This window comes from Arthrobacter bussei (assembly GCF_009377195.2).
Classification (GTDB): domain Bacteria; phylum Actinomycetota; class Actinomycetes; order Actinomycetales; family Micrococcaceae; genus Arthrobacter_D; species Arthrobacter_D bussei.
Window position 1 is genome coordinate 110,240 of record NZ_VJXX01000006.1, and the last position, 16,441, is coordinate 126,680.

The 16,441-nt window shown below is 69.6% G+C and carries 18 protein-coding genes and 1 pseudogene; 12 read left to right on the forward strand and 7 right to left on the reverse strand.

The annotated features are described in order from the left end of the window. Positions 1-52 precede the first annotated feature (52 nt). Positions 53-364, reverse strand: a pseudogene (locus tag FNH21_RS14985) (SDR family oxidoreductase); the annotation flags it as partial. 261 nt (positions 365-625) lie between these two features. Here FNH21_RS14985 and FNH21_RS14990 point away from each other — a divergent pair. Both FNH21_RS14990 and FNH21_RS14995 read left to right on the forward strand, forming a co-directional pair. Continuing rightward, on the forward strand, positions 626-1,615 hold the full coding sequence (locus FNH21_RS14990; RefSeq protein WP_152816866.1) for an LLM class flavin-dependent oxidoreductase: 990 nt from the start codon (positions 626-628) through the stop codon (positions 1,613-1,615). A gap of 222 nt (positions 1,616-1,837) precedes the next feature. Continuing rightward, entirely contained in the window at positions 1,838-2,041 is a 204-nt protein-coding gene (locus FNH21_RS14995; RefSeq protein WP_026533290.1) for a cold-shock protein, read from the forward strand. A 103-nt stretch (positions 2,042-2,144) separates the two neighbouring features. On the opposite strand, the gene FNH21_RS15000 is transcribed toward FNH21_RS14995, so the two are convergent. Beyond that, entirely contained in the window at positions 2,145-5,786 is a 3,642-nt protein-coding gene (locus FNH21_RS15000) for a TM0106 family RecB-like putative nuclease (protein WP_152816867.1), read from the reverse strand. A 156-nt stretch (positions 5,787-5,942) separates the two neighbouring features. On the opposite strand from FNH21_RS15000, the gene FNH21_RS15005 reads away from it, so the two are divergent. The 9 genes from FNH21_RS15005 (at position 5,943) to FNH21_RS15045 (ending at position 9,932) form a co-directional block, all read left to right on the forward strand. Then, positions 5,943-6,416: an Asp23/Gls24 family envelope stress response protein gene (locus FNH21_RS15005; protein ID WP_055769630.1), complete on the forward strand. Its 474-nt coding sequence runs from the start codon at positions 5,943-5,945 to the stop codon at positions 6,414-6,416. Between the two features lie 88 nt (positions 6,417-6,504). Further along, positions 6,505-6,687, forward strand: coding sequence for a DUF2273 domain-containing protein (locus FNH21_RS15010; protein WP_055769632.1), 183 nt, complete (start codon positions 6,505-6,507; stop codon positions 6,685-6,687). A 5-nt stretch (positions 6,688-6,692) separates the two neighbouring features. Then, on the forward strand, positions 6,693-7,112 hold the full coding sequence (locus tag FNH21_RS15015) for an Asp23/Gls24 family envelope stress response protein (protein ID WP_152816868.1): 420 nt from the start codon (positions 6,693-6,695) through the stop codon (positions 7,110-7,112). Further along, positions 7,109-7,669 (forward strand): DUF6286 domain-containing protein, encoded by a 561-nt coding sequence (locus FNH21_RS15020; protein ID WP_152816869.1) that lies wholly within the window; start codon positions 7,109-7,111, stop codon positions 7,667-7,669. The genes FNH21_RS15015 and FNH21_RS15020 overlap by 4 nt, the downstream gene beginning before the upstream one ends. 57 nt (positions 7,670-7,726) lie before the next feature. Beyond that, the gene (locus tag FNH21_RS15025) at positions 7,727-8,332 is read left to right on the forward strand and encodes a hypothetical protein (protein ID WP_152816870.1); all 606 of its coding nucleotides are present in this window, start codon (positions 7,727-7,729) and stop codon (positions 8,330-8,332) included. Positions 8,333-8,393: 61 nt separating this feature from the next. Then, positions 8,394-8,588 carry a CsbD family protein gene (locus tag FNH21_RS15030; protein ID WP_055769639.1) on the forward strand — a complete coding sequence of 65 codons (195 nt, stop codon included), beginning with the start codon at positions 8,394-8,396 and terminating at the stop codon, positions 8,586-8,588. Between the two features lie 76 nt (positions 8,589-8,664). Next, entirely contained in the window at positions 8,665-9,165 is a 501-nt protein-coding gene (locus FNH21_RS15035; protein ID WP_241743295.1) for a DUF3817 domain-containing protein, read from the forward strand. 7 nt (positions 9,166-9,172) lie between these two features. Then, positions 9,173-9,670: a 2-polyprenylphenol hydroxylase gene (locus tag FNH21_RS17445; RefSeq protein ID WP_206687065.1), complete on the forward strand. Its 498-nt coding sequence runs from the start codon at positions 9,173-9,175 to the stop codon at positions 9,668-9,670. Further along, entirely contained in the window at positions 9,663-9,932 is a 270-nt protein-coding gene (locus tag FNH21_RS15045) for a DUF3253 domain-containing protein (RefSeq protein ID WP_152816871.1), read from the forward strand. The genes FNH21_RS17445 and FNH21_RS15045 overlap by 8 nt, the downstream gene beginning before the upstream one ends. Before the next feature lie 104 nt (positions 9,933-10,036). Here FNH21_RS15045 and FNH21_RS15050 read toward each other — a convergent pair whose 3' ends face one another. From FNH21_RS15050 to FNH21_RS15070, 5 genes are all read right to left on the reverse strand, one after another. Next, on the reverse strand, positions 10,037-10,813 hold the full coding sequence (locus FNH21_RS15050) for a CHRD domain-containing protein (RefSeq protein WP_152816872.1): 777 nt from the start codon (positions 10,811-10,813) through the stop codon (positions 10,037-10,039). A 218-nt stretch (positions 10,814-11,031) separates the two neighbouring features. Beyond that, positions 11,032-12,024: a glycoside hydrolase family 43 protein gene (locus FNH21_RS15055; RefSeq protein ID WP_338403307.1), complete on the reverse strand. Its 993-nt coding sequence runs from the start codon at positions 12,022-12,024 to the stop codon at positions 11,032-11,034. Then, complete coding sequence (locus tag FNH21_RS15060; RefSeq protein WP_152816873.1) at positions 12,021-12,911, reverse strand: carbohydrate ABC transporter permease; 891 nt, start codon at positions 12,909-12,911, stop codon at positions 12,021-12,023. The genes FNH21_RS15055 and FNH21_RS15060 overlap by 4 nt, the downstream gene beginning before the upstream one ends. Then, complete coding sequence (locus FNH21_RS15065; protein WP_152816874.1) at positions 12,908-13,885, reverse strand: carbohydrate ABC transporter permease; 978 nt, start codon at positions 13,883-13,885, stop codon at positions 12,908-12,910. Before FNH21_RS15065 ends, FNH21_RS15060 begins: the two co-directional genes overlap by 4 nt. Before the next feature lie 5 nt (positions 13,886-13,890). Next, entirely contained in the window at positions 13,891-15,231 is a 1,341-nt protein-coding gene (locus tag FNH21_RS15070) for an extracellular solute-binding protein (protein ID WP_152816875.1), read from the reverse strand. A gap of 145 nt (positions 15,232-15,376) precedes the next feature. Between FNH21_RS15070 and FNH21_RS15075 the strand changes: the two genes are divergently transcribed. Beyond that, positions 15,377-16,405, forward strand: a complete 1,029-nt coding sequence (locus FNH21_RS15075; RefSeq protein ID WP_152816876.1) for a LacI family DNA-binding transcriptional regulator — start codon at positions 15,377-15,379, stop codon at positions 16,403-16,405. The last annotated feature ends 36 nt before the right edge of the window (positions 16,406-16,441 follow it).

A 16,441-nucleotide genomic window follows, 5' to 3' on the forward strand; every position in this document is an offset into this window, starting at 1 on the left:
CAGTCAAGCAGACGGGGGCGCCCTCCGGCGGCCGAGTCCGCCGGCGGTGCGGCTAGAGCGGTGTGACGTACGCTCCCGTGATCCCGCCGTCCACCATGAACTGGCTGGCCGTGATGAAGGACGCATCGTCCGAGGCGAGGAACGCCACCGCGGCGGCCAGCTCGTCGGGCTCGGCGAACCGGCCCAGTGGTACGTGCACGAGCCGGCGCTGCGCCTTCTCGGCGTCACTCGCGAACAGTTCGCGCAGCAGCGGGGTGTTGACCGGCCCGGGGCACAGCGCGTTGACGCGGATGCCCTGCCGGGCGAACTCGACGCCCAGTTCCCGGCTCATGGACAGCACGCCGCCCTTCGATGCGGAGTAGGAGACCGAGCCCTTCCCCTGAGCCTGGAGGGGGATGGCGTCGTTGCAGCAGTGTCGTTGCAGCGGGAGTGGACGCTCGTGAGGTCGACCTCCTGCACACGGCGCGGACGAGAGTGCGGTCGGCGGCACGGACGGCACGCTCCTCTGGGCCCCCACGCGCCCCGGGTGCACTGCATCGTGGAAATAGATGTGCCCGGGCAACCGTTCCCTCCACAGGGCCCATGGCTTCCATCGTCCTGGGCGGCACGCATCGAGAGGCACTCCATGACCATTCCCCTGTCCATCCTGGACCTCGCTCAGGTCGCCGAAGGCTCGACGCCGGCGGAGACGTTCGCGTCCAGCGTCCTCCTCGCGCAGCACGCCGAGGCGTGGGGCTATCGCCGCGTCTGGTACGCCGAGCACCACAACATGGGGAGCATCGCCTCCTCGGCGACGAGCGTCCTGATCGCCCACGTGGCGGCGCACACGTCGACCATCCGGCTCGGGTCGGGCGGCGTCATGCTGCCCAACCACTCGCCGCTGACCATCGCGGAGCAGTTCGGGACCCTCGAGAGCCTCCACCCGGGGCGGATCGACCTCGGGCTCGGGCGTGCACCCGGGAGCGACCAGAACACGGCGAGGGCGCTCCGCCGGGATCCCATGTCCGCGGACAGCTTCCCTCAGGACGTCCTGGAGCTGCAGGGCTACCTCACCGGTGACACGCGCGTACCCGGCGTGCAGGCGACACCCGGCCGGGGGACCGACGTGCCGCTGTACATCCTCGGGTCCTCGCTCTTCGGGGCCCGGTTGGCGGCCGCCCTCGGCCTGCCGTTCGCATTCGCGTCGCACTTCGCCCCGCAGGCGCTGCTGGATGCCGCCGCCATCTACCGCCGGGAGTTCAAGCCCTCCGCGCAGGCGGAGAAGCCCCACTTCATCGCGGGGATCAATGTCATCGCCGCGGACAGCCCCGGTGATGCGCACCACGAGTTCCACGAGGCGATGCTGCGTCGCGTCACGCTCCTGCTCGGCCGCGGCCAGACCTTCACGCGGGAGGAGTCGGAGGCGATCCTCGCGTCCCCGGGTGGACAGCAGATGAGCGACATGGCCCGCTACAGTGCCGTCGGGACACCCGGGGTGGTCCGGGACTACCTGGAGCAGTTCTCCGCGCGGGTGGAGGCCGACGAACTCATCGTCGCCACCCAGGCGAGCACCACCGAGACGTGGCTGCGGTCCTTCGAACTGCTCGCCGGAGCCATGCATCCGGTGGCGGTCTAGGCCTACCAGAAGGCCGCGAAAACAGAAACCTTCAGCTCCCTGCTTGCCAGAACCGTACAAGGTTTGGTTAAGTGGGTCTCGGTTGTAGTGTTGCGCATTTGTATTTCGCGCGGTTTAGCCCTCGCGGGACAAGCCGCGTCTCTGAAAAAGCGGACAAGCACGCCGCGACTGGGGCGTTCCGAAAGTCGGAGCGCGTCTGAATTTCAGAAGGATAAAACAAAAATGGCAACAGGTACCGTGAAGTGGTTCAACGCTGAAAAGGGCTTTGGATTCATTGCTCCCGACGACGGAAGCGCAGATGTGTTCGCACACTTCTCCGCCATCAACGCAAGCGGCTACCGCTCGCTTGATGAGAACCAGAAGGTCAGCTTCGACACCGAGCAGGGCCCCAAGGGTCCTCAGGCGTCGAACATCCAGCCCCTCTAAGGCTCGGATCTTCCACTAGATCTTTTCGCGAGAAGCAGGTCGGACCCCGGTCCGGCCTGCTTCTTCGTTAACGCCCTCTCCGTCGACCGCCGGTCGTGGCGACCTACCGTCGGTCCGCGGGTCCGGCCGCTCCGCCGCACAGGCCGATGAATGCACCGAGCTCCTCCAGGGAGGCGGGAGTCGAGGGCATGTGATGGGTCAGCCGGGGCGAGCGCACGATCACGGCTCGCCACTGTCCGCGCGAGACCGCCACGTTGATCCTGTTCCGGTTCAGCAGGAAACCGATGCCCCGCGGTGCCTCGGCGGCGGAGGACGCAGCCATGCTGACGATCACCACCACGGCCTGCTGACCCTGGAACCGATCCACCGTCCCCACCCTCACCCGCGGGTACCCGGCAGCGGCCAGCGCCCCGTGGACGAGCTGCACCTGTGCGTTGTAGGCGGCGACCACCAGGAGGTCGGCCTGGTCCAACGCCCGGGCCGGCGCCCCGGCGTCCGCGACCCACGGCAGGCCGAGGTGCAGCTCGACCTGACGGACGACCTCCGCCGCCTCCTCGGGGGAGGACGTCGCATGATCCGTGTGCTCGACCAGCACACACCCGACTCCCGGCTCCACACCGCCGAGCAGCCGCGACTCCGCCGCGGGCGCCGTGGAGAGCCGGCCCTCGTAGGCGAAGGTGGAGACCGCACGGCACAGTGCCGGGTGCATCCGCCAGGTGTCCGCGAGGAAGTAGCCGAGGTCGGCGGGCAGGGTGGCGTGTCCGTCGGAGAGCCAGCCGAGCGCTGATTCGTCGACCGGCTCGGGGTGGGTTCCCTGGGTGACCTGTGGAAGCTGCTGCGGATCCCCGAGGAGCAGCAGCCGCCGGGCCGCCTGCGCGACCGCCATCGTGTTCGCCAGCGAGAACTGCCCGGCCTCGTCGATGACGAGGAGATCGAGCGATTTGGGCGGCACGTTCTTCCCCGTCATGGTCCAGGCCGTGCCCCCGACGAGGCAGCCGCCGTCACCGGACACCAGGCGTGCGACGTCCGTGTCCGAGCGCTGCCCCCACGGGAGGTCGGCATCCACGTCCTTCGGCTTCTTCGCCACGCGTCCGGGCGGGACGCCGGCGTCGACGGCGCGGCAGAGCAGGTTCTCGACGACCGCATGGGACTGTGCGACGACGCCGATCTTCCAGCCGTCCGCCACCAGCCGGGAGATCACGTCCGCCCCGACATGCGTCTTGCCCGTCCCGGGCGGCCCCTGGACGGCGAGGTAGGACTCCGACAGGCGCAGCAGGGCCGCCGTGATCGCCTCGGCGTAGCCGCCGTCCCCGGGGCGGACGGCGGGAAGAGCGCCGCCGTCGAGGAGCCGGGGCGGCACGCGACGCAGGAGGTCCAGGGCGGGTCCGGCGGGAACATTCGGCAGGGCGCGGCCCACGTGGGCAGCCAGGTCGAGCAGAGCTGCCTGGATGGACCCCGTCATGATCGGCTGGTCCGGTCCCAGGGCCACCGGCAGCTCACTGCGTTCCGGTGCGCCGCGCCTCAGTTTCTCCCGGACGGTAGCCGTGGTCAGGCCGGTTTCGTCCTCGGCGAGCTCCACCACCTCGACCCCGAACCACCCGCCACGGCCGGGACCACTGCTGTCCGTGCTGTCGGCGTCCTCGGGGACGGGCGCGTCGTAGAGGGCGAAGTAGGTGCCCCCGGTCCGGAAGTCCGCGCCCGCCTCGAGCCGTGCGGTGACCGACAGGGTGCGCACGGGGTTGGACCGGGACGTGGGCTTCTCCCAGTCGCTGATCACGTCGACGGTGCGGAAGGGCATCACCTCCCTGGACTGCTCCCACTCCGAGGTCGGTGCTGCGAGGCGGTCGAAGTGGGCCCACCAGAACTGCTTCCGCTCACGCCGGTGATAGCCGACGGCGGCGGCGACCAGGGCCACCGCACGCGGACCGGGCTCCATGGCAGCGGCCGGAGTCAGGCCCGCGAGATAGTCCTGGAGCTGCGTCTCCTCGGCCTCGGGTGGAGCCTGGGGAACGGCATCGGCACGGGCATCGGCAGCAGCATCGGTGCTGCTGCCGCCGGCGGGGTCCATTCCGGGTGATTCCGGACCAGCACCGGACGCGGACCGCGACGCCTCCTCGGACTCGGGTGCGAGCCCGAGGAGCCAGTCCCGCAGCTTCAGCGTGGAGAGGCAGTCATAGCGGTTGTAGTCGCTGATGCCCTCGAGGATCGCCGCAGCCTCCTCGGCGTCACCGGCGTCGCGCGCGGCGCAGTAGGCGGCGTAGGCGACCACCGAGGCGCCCGCGTCCGTCACGTCCCCCGCGCGGAGGGTGGCCCCCATGTACAGGGGCTCGAGCTTCTTGATGCTGTAGGACCGTTCGGAGATCCGGAGGCTGTGCCGCACGGTCTCGTAGAGATCCACCAGGACCCCCTCGCGCAGCAGCGTGTCCACGGCGTCCTCACCGATGACGTGCTGGAGCGAGAGGCGGCGCAGGGCGCTCTTCTCGTAGGCGGCGTAGTGGTAGATGTGCAGGTCCGGATACTGCTGGCGCCGCTCGTCCACGTAGTCGAGGAACTGCATCAGGGCGGTACCTTCCTCGGCCCGGGAGTGGGCCCAGAAGGGCCGGAAGGATGGTTCGGCGGAGGCGCCCGGCCCGGCGGCGGGCTGCTCGACGACGCCGAACAGGTACTCGAGGCCCCACCGCCCGTCCGCCGGGTCCTGCCACAGGGGATCGCCCTCGAAGTCGAAGAAGATGTCCCCGGGGCTGGGAGCAGGGATGGCGGCGAGGGTGTGCTCCGGGAGGATCCGGTAGGAGACGGAGTGCTCCGTCCCCTCCGCGTCACTGTAGGAGACGGTGCCGTCCACCGCTCCCACCCCGGTCTGCAGCCGAGCCTGGTCCCGCAGCCGGGTGAGGGACGCGTCGTCGGGTCTCTCGGGTATCGCCGCCAGCTGGTCGATCGTGGTGATGCCCTCACGCCGGAGCCGCGCCCGGCGGTCACCGGTCATCGAGGCCACGAGCAGCAGGTCCCGCGCGGCGACCACCTGCTCGGCGCAGTAGTCGCACCGACCGCAGGCCGAGTGCCCGCCGTCGCCCCATTCCACCGGCGCGGACCCGCTGCGGTGCGCCTCGACGAGGTCGAGGAAGCGCGCCCGGCGCTCCCGGAAGACGGGCAGCAGGTCCGTGAGGCTGTGGGTGCTCCTCGACCGGTCACCGAGCACGAGTGTCACCTTCGGCGACGTCGGGATACCGGCTGCCTGCAGCTGGTCCCCGTAGGCGGCGAGCTGCAGCAGCGCTCCCACCTTCGCGTGCCGGGCGAGCTTCGTGTCCCAGACCGCGTACGCTCCGTCCTCCTGGCGCACGAGGAAATCGGAGCGGCCATGGAACGTGCCGTCGAAGAACGCCGCCTGGAACACCACCGACGCCCCTGAGCCGAGGGCGGTCAGGGACTCCTCGTGCTTGGTCGTGAGGGTGGCGCGGTCCATCGAGTTCGCGGGTTCGACGTCGTACACGCCCCCCGAGTTGCCCGGCGACCAGACGCCGTGGTCGGCCACGAGCTCGTCGAGGATCCTGTGCTCGTGGACGTCGCCGAGGACGGCGGCCCGCTGCAGCATCCCGTCCGGGGCGAAGGAGGCCCGCGGGGCACGCCCCAGCTTCTCGTCGAGGACGCGCAGCAGGCGGTACCCGCACTCCGAGGCGGTGACGAGGTCCGTCGCCGAGAACACCAGGTCCTGCCGGTCGGAGCTACCGTCGGCATCGAGCAGGAACATGCGCCGGGGTCCTTTCGTCGGGAGCGGCCAGTGGATCACCCACCTCCGACGTTCTGTGACGCAGGTCTCGGAACTGGTGCGTGCGGATTGCGGTGGACCGGACGACTTACCTGTGTACGACGCAGCTGAACGCAACGACAGTAAAGGATACGCATCATGGTCGAGACCGCCACCGCCCAGAAGTCCACCACCGGCTCCGAGTCCGCAGCGCCCGTCCGCAAGGGCCCCCTGCAGACCGACAAGGGCAGCACCACCATCGCCGAGACGGTCGTGCAGAAGCTCGCCGGTGTTGCCACCCGCGAGGTGCCCGGCGTCTTCGCGATGGGGAACGCAGCCCGCCGCGCCTTCAACCAGATCACCGAGCGCATCCCCGGCTCGCAGACGAACGTGAGCGGCGGAGTGAGCGTCGAGAAGGGCGAGCGCCAGGCCGCGATCGACGTGAGCATCGTCGTGGAGTACGGCAGCTCGATCGTCGAGGTCAGCGAGAACATCCGTCGCAACGTCGTGAACTCGGTGGAGCGTGCCACGGGGCTCGAGGTCCTCGAGGTCAACGTGAACGTCACCGACGTGCACCTGCCGGGTGACGACGACGAGGACGACTCGTCCAAGAGCGGCACCGAACTCGAGTAGCACCTGCGGCTCCGCCCGTGCGGCGGAAAGAACCCGCCGCACGGGCACGGACCGACGCCACCATCAGCCCACCAGACAGGACAGCATCATGTCGCGCAGCACCATCGGATTATTCGCAGGTCTCCTGCTGGGGATCGTCGCCGTCTTCGGCGGCTTCCTCCAGTTCATCGCCGTCGTCTTCTTCGCGGCGGTGGGCCTGCTCATCGGCCGCTACCTCGAGGGCAGGCTCGACGTCCAGGACCTGCTGAGCCGCCGCAGCTCGAAGGGCTGAGCGCCATGAGTACGCTCGCGGGCCCAGCGCCCGGTGTCCTCGACCCTGCCGGAAGCACGCACGGCGACCCGTCGACGAGGGGCACCCTCGTCACCAAGGAGAAGGTCCTGCGGAAGATCGCCGGACAGGCCGCCTCCGAGCTGCCGTTCATCGGCGGACGAAGCGGAGGACTGCTCGGCCTCGGCGCCTCCGGTGACCTCGACGCCCGCCCGCAGGCCGAGGTCGATCTCGACGGGACCACGGCCTTCGTCTCCCTGACCGTCGCGATGCTCTACCCCACGCCGCTGCGCGCGGGGACCGAGCAGCTGCGCAGCCACGTCACGGAGGTCCTGGAGCGGACGGCGGCGGTCCACGTGGGCCGCATCGACGTCACCATCGTTTCCCTCGAGACCGGCACGGCCGGTAGGGGAAGGAGCCTCGCATGAGCAGCACACCTACCCGGACGCTGAGGCGCCGCCCCAGCCGTACCGTCCCGGCCACCGTCACGGCACTGGTCCTGGTCCTCGGCGGAGCCGCACTCGCGTGGGCCGGTATCGCAGGACTGACCGGTGACACCACCCTCGCCGAGGGCTCGCTCACGGCGGGTTCCGGTCTCGCCTGGGGCTCGCCCGCCCTGTACGCAGCCGTCGCGGTGTTGACGGTCCTCGGGCTGGTGCTGCTGTTCGCGGCCCTGGTGCCCGGGCGCCGCACGCTCCTGACGGCCGGATCCACGTGGGGTGGACCCGAGGGGACGACGACGGTACTCAGCCGATCGGCGGTGGAGCGTTTCGCCGCCGCACGGGCTGAGCAGATCGATGGCGTCTCGTCGGCCAGAAGCAGCCTCCGGGGCTCCCGGCTGAAGCTGTCCGTCACGACCTACCTCCTGTCCACAGATGATCTTCAGCAAACGGTCAGGAATGCCGTCCAGTCTTCAGTGGACGACCTGGGCCTGGAATCCGCTCCGCGGGTCCGAACGATCATCCGGACGGAGCACGATGACTGACCCGATGACCGACCAGCATCTGCGCACCCTACCCACCGCTTCGGAAAGGACACGGCCATGAGGCAGTCACCCGCCGCACTCAACCGATCCTGGCTCGCCATCATCGGTGTCCTGCTCCTGCTCGGCGCCGCCGCACTCGTCGTGGCCACCGCAGGACTCCTCGACACCGTGATCCCCGGCGCGGCCGCTCCTGAGAACGGGGCACCACTGCTCGACGTCGATCCTGCGGCGACCGCCGCGGCACCCGCCGTCCTCGGTGGTGCCGCCGGCGTCGGCGTCCTGCTGGCCCTCCTGGGGCTGGCCTGGCTCGCGGCGCAGGTCCCCAGGCGTCGTCGGACCCGGACCTACCGGCTCCACGGAGCCGAGGACAACGGGCTCGTCACGATCAACCCGACCGTCCTCGAGGGAGCACTCAACGCGGACATCGAGCGCCTGCCGGGCGTGGAGAAGTCGCGGAGCGTGCTGCGGGGGAGTTCCACCGCGCCGGACGTCACCATCCGCACCACGGTGGACCACCGCGCGTCCATCGGCGACACCGTGCGCTCCATCCGCGGCGGAGCGGTGGAACGCCTCGCCGGCTCGCTCGAGGCGATGCCCCGGACGGTCGCCATCATCGTCGACGTCAGCACCTCGACGTCGAGGACCAGGAACGTTACGCAGTAACGCCCGTCCCGGGACCTCCCGGGACGGGAGAACACCAGCAACCCAGCGGAAGGACACGCACATGAGCTTCATCGACAAGGCGAAGAACAAGGCCGAGGAACTGTCGGGCAAGGCCAAGGAGGCCGTGGGCGACGCCACCGACAACCATGATCTGAAGGCCGAGGGCCAGGCGGACCAGGCGTCGGCGACGACCAAGCAGGCCGGCGAGAACGTGAAGGACGCCGCGACGAACGTCAAGGACGCCTTCAAGTCCTGATCCTGTTCGGTTGAGGCCCCGGAGTGGACGGCTCCGGGGCTTCTCCGTGTCCGGCGTCGGGCACGGACGGGACGGGATGGAAGAATTGGCGGTACCCACCGTGAACCAGGAGCAGACCATGAATCCCCGCACGCTCTTCCGCACCGTCGCCGTGGCCGAGGCGGTGACTTGGGCCTTCCTGCTGCTGGGCATGCTCCTCAAGTACGTCACGCGCACCACGGAGGCCCTCGTGCCACCCGCGGGCGCCGTCCACGGCTTCGTGTTCCTCTGCTTCGTGGTGACCACAATCTTCATCTGGATCAACCAGCGCTGGCCTGTGGTGACGGGCCTGCTCGGCCTCGCCTCCGCGATCATCCCCTTCGCGACCGTCCCCTTCGAGCGGTGGATCGAGCGTCGCGGCCGGCTGGGCGGTGGGTGGCGGCTGGCCCCGGGCGCCGACGCACCCCGCAATCCCGCCGAGCAGGTGCAGGCCTGGGTGCTGCGGAGCCCGCTCGTGGCCCTGTTCGTCGCGATCGTCGGGATCTCGGTCGTCTTCACCGTTCTGCTGCTCGTCGGCCCGCCCGGTTCGTCGAGCTGAGGCCGGCATGCTGGATCTCGCGAACACCACCGACGACGAACGCTTCTTCCTCCACAGCGGACGGCGCTGGCGGAAGACCGATCCCACTCTTCCCGGGGATGTGCGGGCCCGGCTGATGTCCCACCTCGGCCGCGGCCGCTCCGGCGTCCGCACCAGTGCCAAGGGCGACGACGGCGCAGCGCTGCCGCGCGCGCGGCGGACCGTGCAGCTCGCGAAGGAGGGGCTCGGCGAACGCGGGACCGCCTGGTGGGACCAGACCGCGGCCGAGCGCGCGGCCCGCTGGACCGCCGCCCTCGAGGAGCTCGACGCCCTGCACCCGAAGCGGCCGGAGCAGGCCGGCCGGGTGGATCGCGCGGACCGGGCCCAGCAGCCGAAACACACCGAGCAGTCGAATGACACCGAGCAGTCGAAGCGGTCGGAGCACCCGAAGCGGTCGGGCCGGGCACAGGGTCCGACCGGAAAGCGCGACGCCGGTTCGCCGCCGGAACGTCCCGGGCATGCCTGATCAGCCGTCCGAGAGCGAGCTGCGGGCGGAGATCCTCCGTATCGCGGAGCAGCGCGGGCCGGAGAAGACGCTCTGCCCGTCGGACGCGGCGCGGAGCATCGGAGGCGGGACGTGGCGGGAGTTGATGCCCGCCGCCCGCCGGTTGGCCTTCGACCTGGCCGCGGAGGGGCGGGTGGAGGTCACGCAGCACGGCGAGGGCGTGGACCGCGATGCCCGCGGTCCCATCCGGATCCGCTGGGTCGACCCGCCCGGATCGGCGTGACCCTCCCCGGGCGGGCGCTCGGCGGGACGGCCCGGACGTACGGAAGCCGCCGTCGGCACCGGTAGGCGCCGACGGCGGCTTCCCGCCACACTGCCGAGCCGAGGCTACGAGGCCTTCGCCGTGCTCCGGCGGACGGCGTAGGTGCCGCCGACCGCGGCCACGAGGACCAGTCCGCCGCTCAGGGCGATCATGCCGGTGGTGTTCGACGACGCCTCGACGGCCACGCCGGTATCCGCGCCGCCGGACGGCATGGCACCCATCTGGGTCTTGACCAGGGTTCCGCAGAGCGCGGGGGAGGTGGCGCCCAGGGGGAGATCCGGGGTCAGGTCACTCGGCGCGTTGAAGGCTTCGGGCGTGGACGGGGTGGTCGCCGGGTCCAGTCCGTGCACGTTGAAGACCGCCGTGCCGTTCTCGAGCGCCGCCACGGTCGCGGCGTCGATCGTGAAGGTGCGCTGCACCGCGTAGCTCCCGCCCTGGCCGCCGAGCTGCGTGTTGAGCGCCTCGGCCGGAGTGGTGGGACCGGAGGTGGTGACGGTCGTCAGGATACCGCCGTAGCTCGGCGCGCTCTCGGTGACACTGATGATGCCGTCCGCGTTGGTGTCCGCGGCGGGCGTGGGGCACACGCCCGCGGCTCCGCCGTGGATGTGCTGCACGTGCGGGTACGGCGCGCCCATGAACGTCTGCGCCAGGCCGGAGACCTGCAGGTTGACGGTGGCCTGGTCGCCGACGACGTCGAGGGTGACGGTGCCGGTACCCGTGGTGCCGTTGAGCTGGCCGAGGGTGGACGAGTAGGTGCCGTCCGCGGCCATGGCCGGTGATCCCGCCAGGGCGACGGCGCCGAGGGCGAGGACGGGGACTGCGAGGAGACTCTTCGTGTTCATCGGGATGGATCCTTCGCTGGAATCGGAGCGGGACCGTCGTGGGCCCGCGTCGGATGGAACGCGGAGCGCCTCGTCGCAGCCAGCGACGTCCCCACCGAATCGGTCTCGGCCGTGCACCACGGGGTGCGCCCTCGGTCCTCATCCTGACGCGGGCCCGCCGCGTGGCATAGCGGCCGGCGGGCCCGGTGCACGCCTTTACAGAACCCGGATCGTCCGTTTCACTCCTGCGTGAACTGCAGGTCGGAGCCCTGCCACTCGACGGGTTCGGCATGCATCGACCGGTAGGTGACCGCGGCGTCCCAGCTGTGGAAGAGCAGGTAGGTGGTGTCGTCGGGTGCCGTCGCGAGATCCTGCCCGCCCGGCCCGATGTAGCGGTCCCCGCCGAACGAGTCGGAGGAGAGGATGGGCTCGGGGGACTTCTCCCACGGGCCTTCCAGTGCCGGGGCGGTTGCATACCCCACGTTGTAGGAGCTGTCCCCGTAGAAGTTGCTGGAGTACAGGAGGGCGAAGCCGTCGTCGCGCGGGACCACGGTCGGCGCTTCGACCAGCAGGCCCTCCCAGTCGAGCGTCTGCTTGACGAGCCTCGTGGTCGGTCCCGCCAGCGCCAGGCCGTCGGCCGAGAGCGGAGCCGTCTGGATCCAGGTGTCCTTGTCGCAGCAGTTGCCGTCGTTCTTCCAGACGAGATTGAGGCCGGTGTCCGTGGCGAACGTGCTGGCGTCGATCGCGCCGCCCTCGGCCTCCGGACACACCAGCATCCGGTCACCGGCCACCGTGAAGGGTCCCGCCGGATCGGTGGACGTCGCTACGCCGATGCACTGGAGGGCGGGCTTGAAGTTCGTCGTGGTGAAGTACAGGACGAACTGCCCGTCCGCCACCTCGGTCACCTCGGGCGCCCAGGTCTTGCCCGGGATGGTCCAGGACGGCAGCTCCGGCAGGGCGTCGTCGTCGAGCATCTCCCACTCGAGGAGGTCGGTCGACGTCGCGACCTGGACGTTCTTGCGGTTGCCGGCGGAGGCGTACGCGTAGTAGACGCCGTCGACCTCGAGGATGTCCGGGTCCGCGAACTCCTCGTCGAGCACACGGGTGGCGTTCGCCTCCTCGGCCGGGGCCGCGTCGTCGGGGGTGTCCGACGGCGAGCAGCCGGCGGTCGCTGCGGCGAGCGCACCGACCGCCAGCAGGCCGAGGACCCGACGCAGGAGCGGAGGGTTCACCCCTTGACCCCGGACCGTGAGACGCCCTCGATGATGAAGCGCTGGAGGAACACGAAGAGCGCGAGGACGGGAAGGCTGGCGATCACGGCACCGGCCATCAGGAGGTCGTACCGGACCGCGTTCGCCGACTGCAGCGTCGACAGGCCGGGGGGCAGGGTCTGCACCTCGGGTGTGAAGAGCACGTAGACGGGCCACAGGAAGTCGTTCCAGTTGCCCAGGAAGGCCAGCAGGGCGAGCGTCGCCATGGCGGGCTTGGCGAGCGGCAGGATGATCCGGGTGAACATCTGGAAGCGGTTGGCGCCGTCGATCCGCGCCGCCTCCTCCAGGTCGTCCGGCAGCGAGATGAAGAACTGCCGCATGAAGAACACGCCGAACGCCGAGGCCGCCGTGGGCACGATGATCGCGATGAGCGAGTTCAGCCAGCCGAGTTCGCTGACGAGCAGGTAGTTCGGGATGACCAGGATGACCGGGGGGACCAGCAGGGTGGCGACGATGACCGCGAAGACGATCTTCTTCCCGCGGAAGTTCATCCGTGCCAGCGGGTACGCGGCCAGCGACGCGGTGACCACGACGAGCGCCGAGTGGATGATCGCGGCCAGCATGCTGTTCGCGAACCACCGGAGGACCGGGGTGTTGGTCCCTGGGGCGAGGATCTCCTTGTACGCGTCGAGCGAGAAGGGATTCGGGATCCACGACGGCGGGATCGCCGTCGCGTCGCTCCGCGTCTTGAACGACGTCACGATCATGAAGATGAGCGGACTGACGAAGATCAGTGCCACCAGCGCGAGGAGGACGATCTTGAGGACGGTCCGGGGCTGGAGCCTGCGCTGCGGCTTCTCGGCCGGCTCGGTCCTGCGGGGGGTGCGTGTCTCGACACTCGAGCTCATCGGGCGTCCTTCCGTTCGCGGAACAGCCAGAAGACCACGAGGCTCAGGCAGATGAGGAAGAGGGTCAGGACGTAGCTCATGGCGGCTGCGCTACCCATCTGGAAGTTACGGAGGCCCGTGTCCGCGATCTGGTAGATCGCGGTGCGGGTCTCCCTGCCCGGGCCGCCCTGGGTGATCAGGTAGGACTGGCCGAACATGTTCACCGACGCGATCAGCGTGGTGAGGGTCACGAAGGACAGCACCGGCCGGAGACCGGGCAGCGTCACATTGACGAACTGCTGCCACGGGCTGGCCCCGTCCATGCGGGCCGCCTCGTAGAGCTCCGAGGGGATGTCCTGCAGGCCGGCCAGGTAGATGACGGCGTTGAAGCCGAGGGTCCACCACACGGTCACCCCGACGAGAGCCACCCAGGCGGCCGGGGTGGAGGTGGTCCAGGCGATGTCGTTCGGCAGGCCGACCAGGCCGAGGTAGTAGTTGACGAGGCCGATGTTGTTGTCGAGCAGGTAGCGCCACATCACGGCGACGACGGCGACACCCAGGACATAGGGCGCGAAGTAGATGGCCCGGAAGAAGTTGCGGCCCGGGAACTTCTTCGCCATGAGCAGTGCCACGGCGAGCGGGATGGTGAGCAGGAGCGGCACGCTGAACAGGGTGAAGATGCCTGTGGCGCGCATCGATCCCCAGAAGTTGGTGAACTGCCCGCTGCCGGACCGGAAGAGCTCGGCGTAGTTCTCGAGGCCGACGAAGGGCTTGAGCGGGCGCGTGTAGTCCCAGGTGTGCAGGCTGATCCAGGCGCCGAACACGATCGGGACGAGCACGAAGGCGATGAACAGGACCAGGTACGGGGCCAGGAAGAGCCAGGGCGTGGCTGCCGCCTGCTTGCGGATCTCTCGGGACGGCGACGCCGTCCCCGACGGGCGGGGTGCCCCCTTACGTGCGGGGGCACCCCCTTCTCGTTCCCTCAGCGTGGTCATGGTGCTTACTCTCCGAACGACGCTTTGTTCTCTTCCATGAGCTTCGAGGCGTTGTCCGCTGCCTCGGTCATGGCGTCTTCCGGCGATTCCTCTCCGAGGACGGCCTTGCTGACGGCGACCTCGAGGGTCTCCGTCTGCACGGCCCCGATGCCGGGGACGGCCGGAAGGAACCGCATGGAATCGATCTGCTCGGCGATGGGAGCCTGGGGGAGGCCCTCGAGGGCGCCGGCGGCACGGACGGACTCACGGGCGGGGATCATGCCCGAACCGGCCCATTCGGCCGAGTTCTCGCTCAGCCAGGCGATGAACACCTTGGCCGCGTTCTGCTTGTCCGGGTCCGGCTGCGCCTGGCGGGGGAGGAAGAAGTTGTGCGAGTTGGCCCAGACGGCCTGCTCGTCCCCGATGGTGGGAATGGGAGCCGCCGCGTACGGCAGGCCGGACGCGTCGAGGTCGTTGACCTGCCAGATGCCGTCCCAGGTGATCGACGTCTCGCCGTTCTTGAACGCGACGTACTGCGAGTCGATCGCCACGGACGAGGGGCTGTAGCCGTCCTCGACGATGCTCCGCTGCCAATCGATGGCCTCGAGGCCTTCCGGCGAGGCGAAGTTGGCCTTGGATGCCTCGGCGTCATACGGTTCGTTGCCGTACTGCCACTGGAGGGAGAGGTTCATCAGGTGGCTGGGCCACAGCGTCGGCATCCAGAACGGGTTCTCGTAGCCGGCGGCCTGGAGCTTGGTGAGCGCGTCCTCGAAGGACGCTGCGTCGGTGGGAGCCTCGGTGATGCCGGCCTTCTCGAAGTGCTCCGTGTTGTAGTACATGGCCAGGGAGTGGACATCCAGGGGGATGCCGAACCGCTCGTCCTGGTAGACGCCTGCGTCCCAGACCTCCTTGGTGAAGTCGTCGCCGCTCAGTTCCAGCGTCTCGGCGAGGTCGTCGACCGGGACGATCACGTTGCGCGCGGCCATCGTGGAGAGCTGGTCGAGGTGCATGACGCCGACGTCGGGTCCCTCGCCGGCCGTCACGGCCGCCGGGAGCCGCTGGTAGAAGTCCGCCCACTGCATGGTGTTCGAGCTGACCTTGATGTTCTCGTGCTCGGCGTTGAAGTCCTCGATCATCTGTTCCATGAACGGCCCGTCGCCGCCCGTGAACCCGTTCCAGAAGGAGAGTTCCACCGCGGGTCCGGTGTATTCGCCGGTGAACTCGCTGGCAGCCTCTTCGCCACCGGAGCCGCCGCATGCGGTTAGTCCGAGCAGCGCGACGGCGCCGATGGCCGTTGCAGCCCTCAGGCGCCCGCGCAGGGATCGCTTCGTATGGATCATGGTGTCCTCCTCGTTGAAAACGTGCACGCCGCGTAGTGAATGGCGCGGCGTGTGACCGAGCTTACAGCGCTGTAAAAAAACTGTCCAGAGTCCCTTCCCGGGCCCTGCTCCCGGAGGCGACGGGGCGCATTGCCACCCGTCCTAGACTTGGGGTGAGCCCGAGGAGCAGCAGATGAGAAAAGTCCGACTCGCCGATGTGGCGGCGGTCGCCGGTGTATCGATGAAGACCGTGTCGAACGTCGTCCACGACTACCCCCACGTGACGCCGGAGATGCGGCGGAAGGTCCAGCAGGCCATCGACGAGCTCGGGTACAAGCCGAATCTCACGGCGCGGCGCCTGGCGACGGGGAAGACCGGCATGATCGCCCTGGCCATCCCCGAGATCGACCACCCCTACTTCTCGGAGCTCTCCCGGTACATCGCCGAGGAGGCGAGCGCGCGCGGCTACCGGGTACTGGTCGAGCAGACGCTGAGCAACCCTGCAGCGGAGCGCGCGGTGCTGAACGACCGCGAGGCCGGGGTGGTGGACGGCGTCATCTTCCACCCCGTGAGCATGAACTCGATGGAGGTCGCGAGGCTCAAGCGGGACGTGCCCGTGGTGCTGCTCGGTGAGTCCACCATGCCCGTCACCGCCGACCACGTGATGATCGACAACGTCGTCGCGGCCCAGGAGGGCGTGGCGCATCTCCTGGCGCAGGGCAGGCGGCGGATCGCCTTCCTCGGCGTGGTCGAGGGCGATGTCACCGGATCCACGGACCAGCGGCTCCTCGGCTACCAGCAGGGCCTGGTCGACGCGCGCATGCCGCTCGATCCCCGGCTGATCCTGTCGGTCACCGACTTCACGCCCGAGGAGAGCGCCCGCGCCGTCCGCGAGGCACTGGAGGCGGGGCTCGGCCTCGACGGCCTGGTCTGCCGTGACGACCGCTTCGCCACGGGTGCGCTCTACGCCCTCCGGACCGCCGGCGTGCGCGTGCCGGAGGATGTCGCCGTCGTCGGCTGGGACGACACCGAGCTGGGGCGCTGGGCCACACCGACCCTCACCTCGATCGCCCCGGACAAGCGTGAACTGGCGGCGACCGCCCTGCAGCTCCTCGGCGAGCGGATCGACGGCTACCAGGGCATCGGCCGCCACCGCATCGTCTCCCACTCGCTCATCGTGCGGGAGAGCGCCCCGGTCGCGGCAGCCGTCCTGTCTTCGTGAGGTTGTCTTTACAGCGCTGAAAATCTGCGGCAGGAT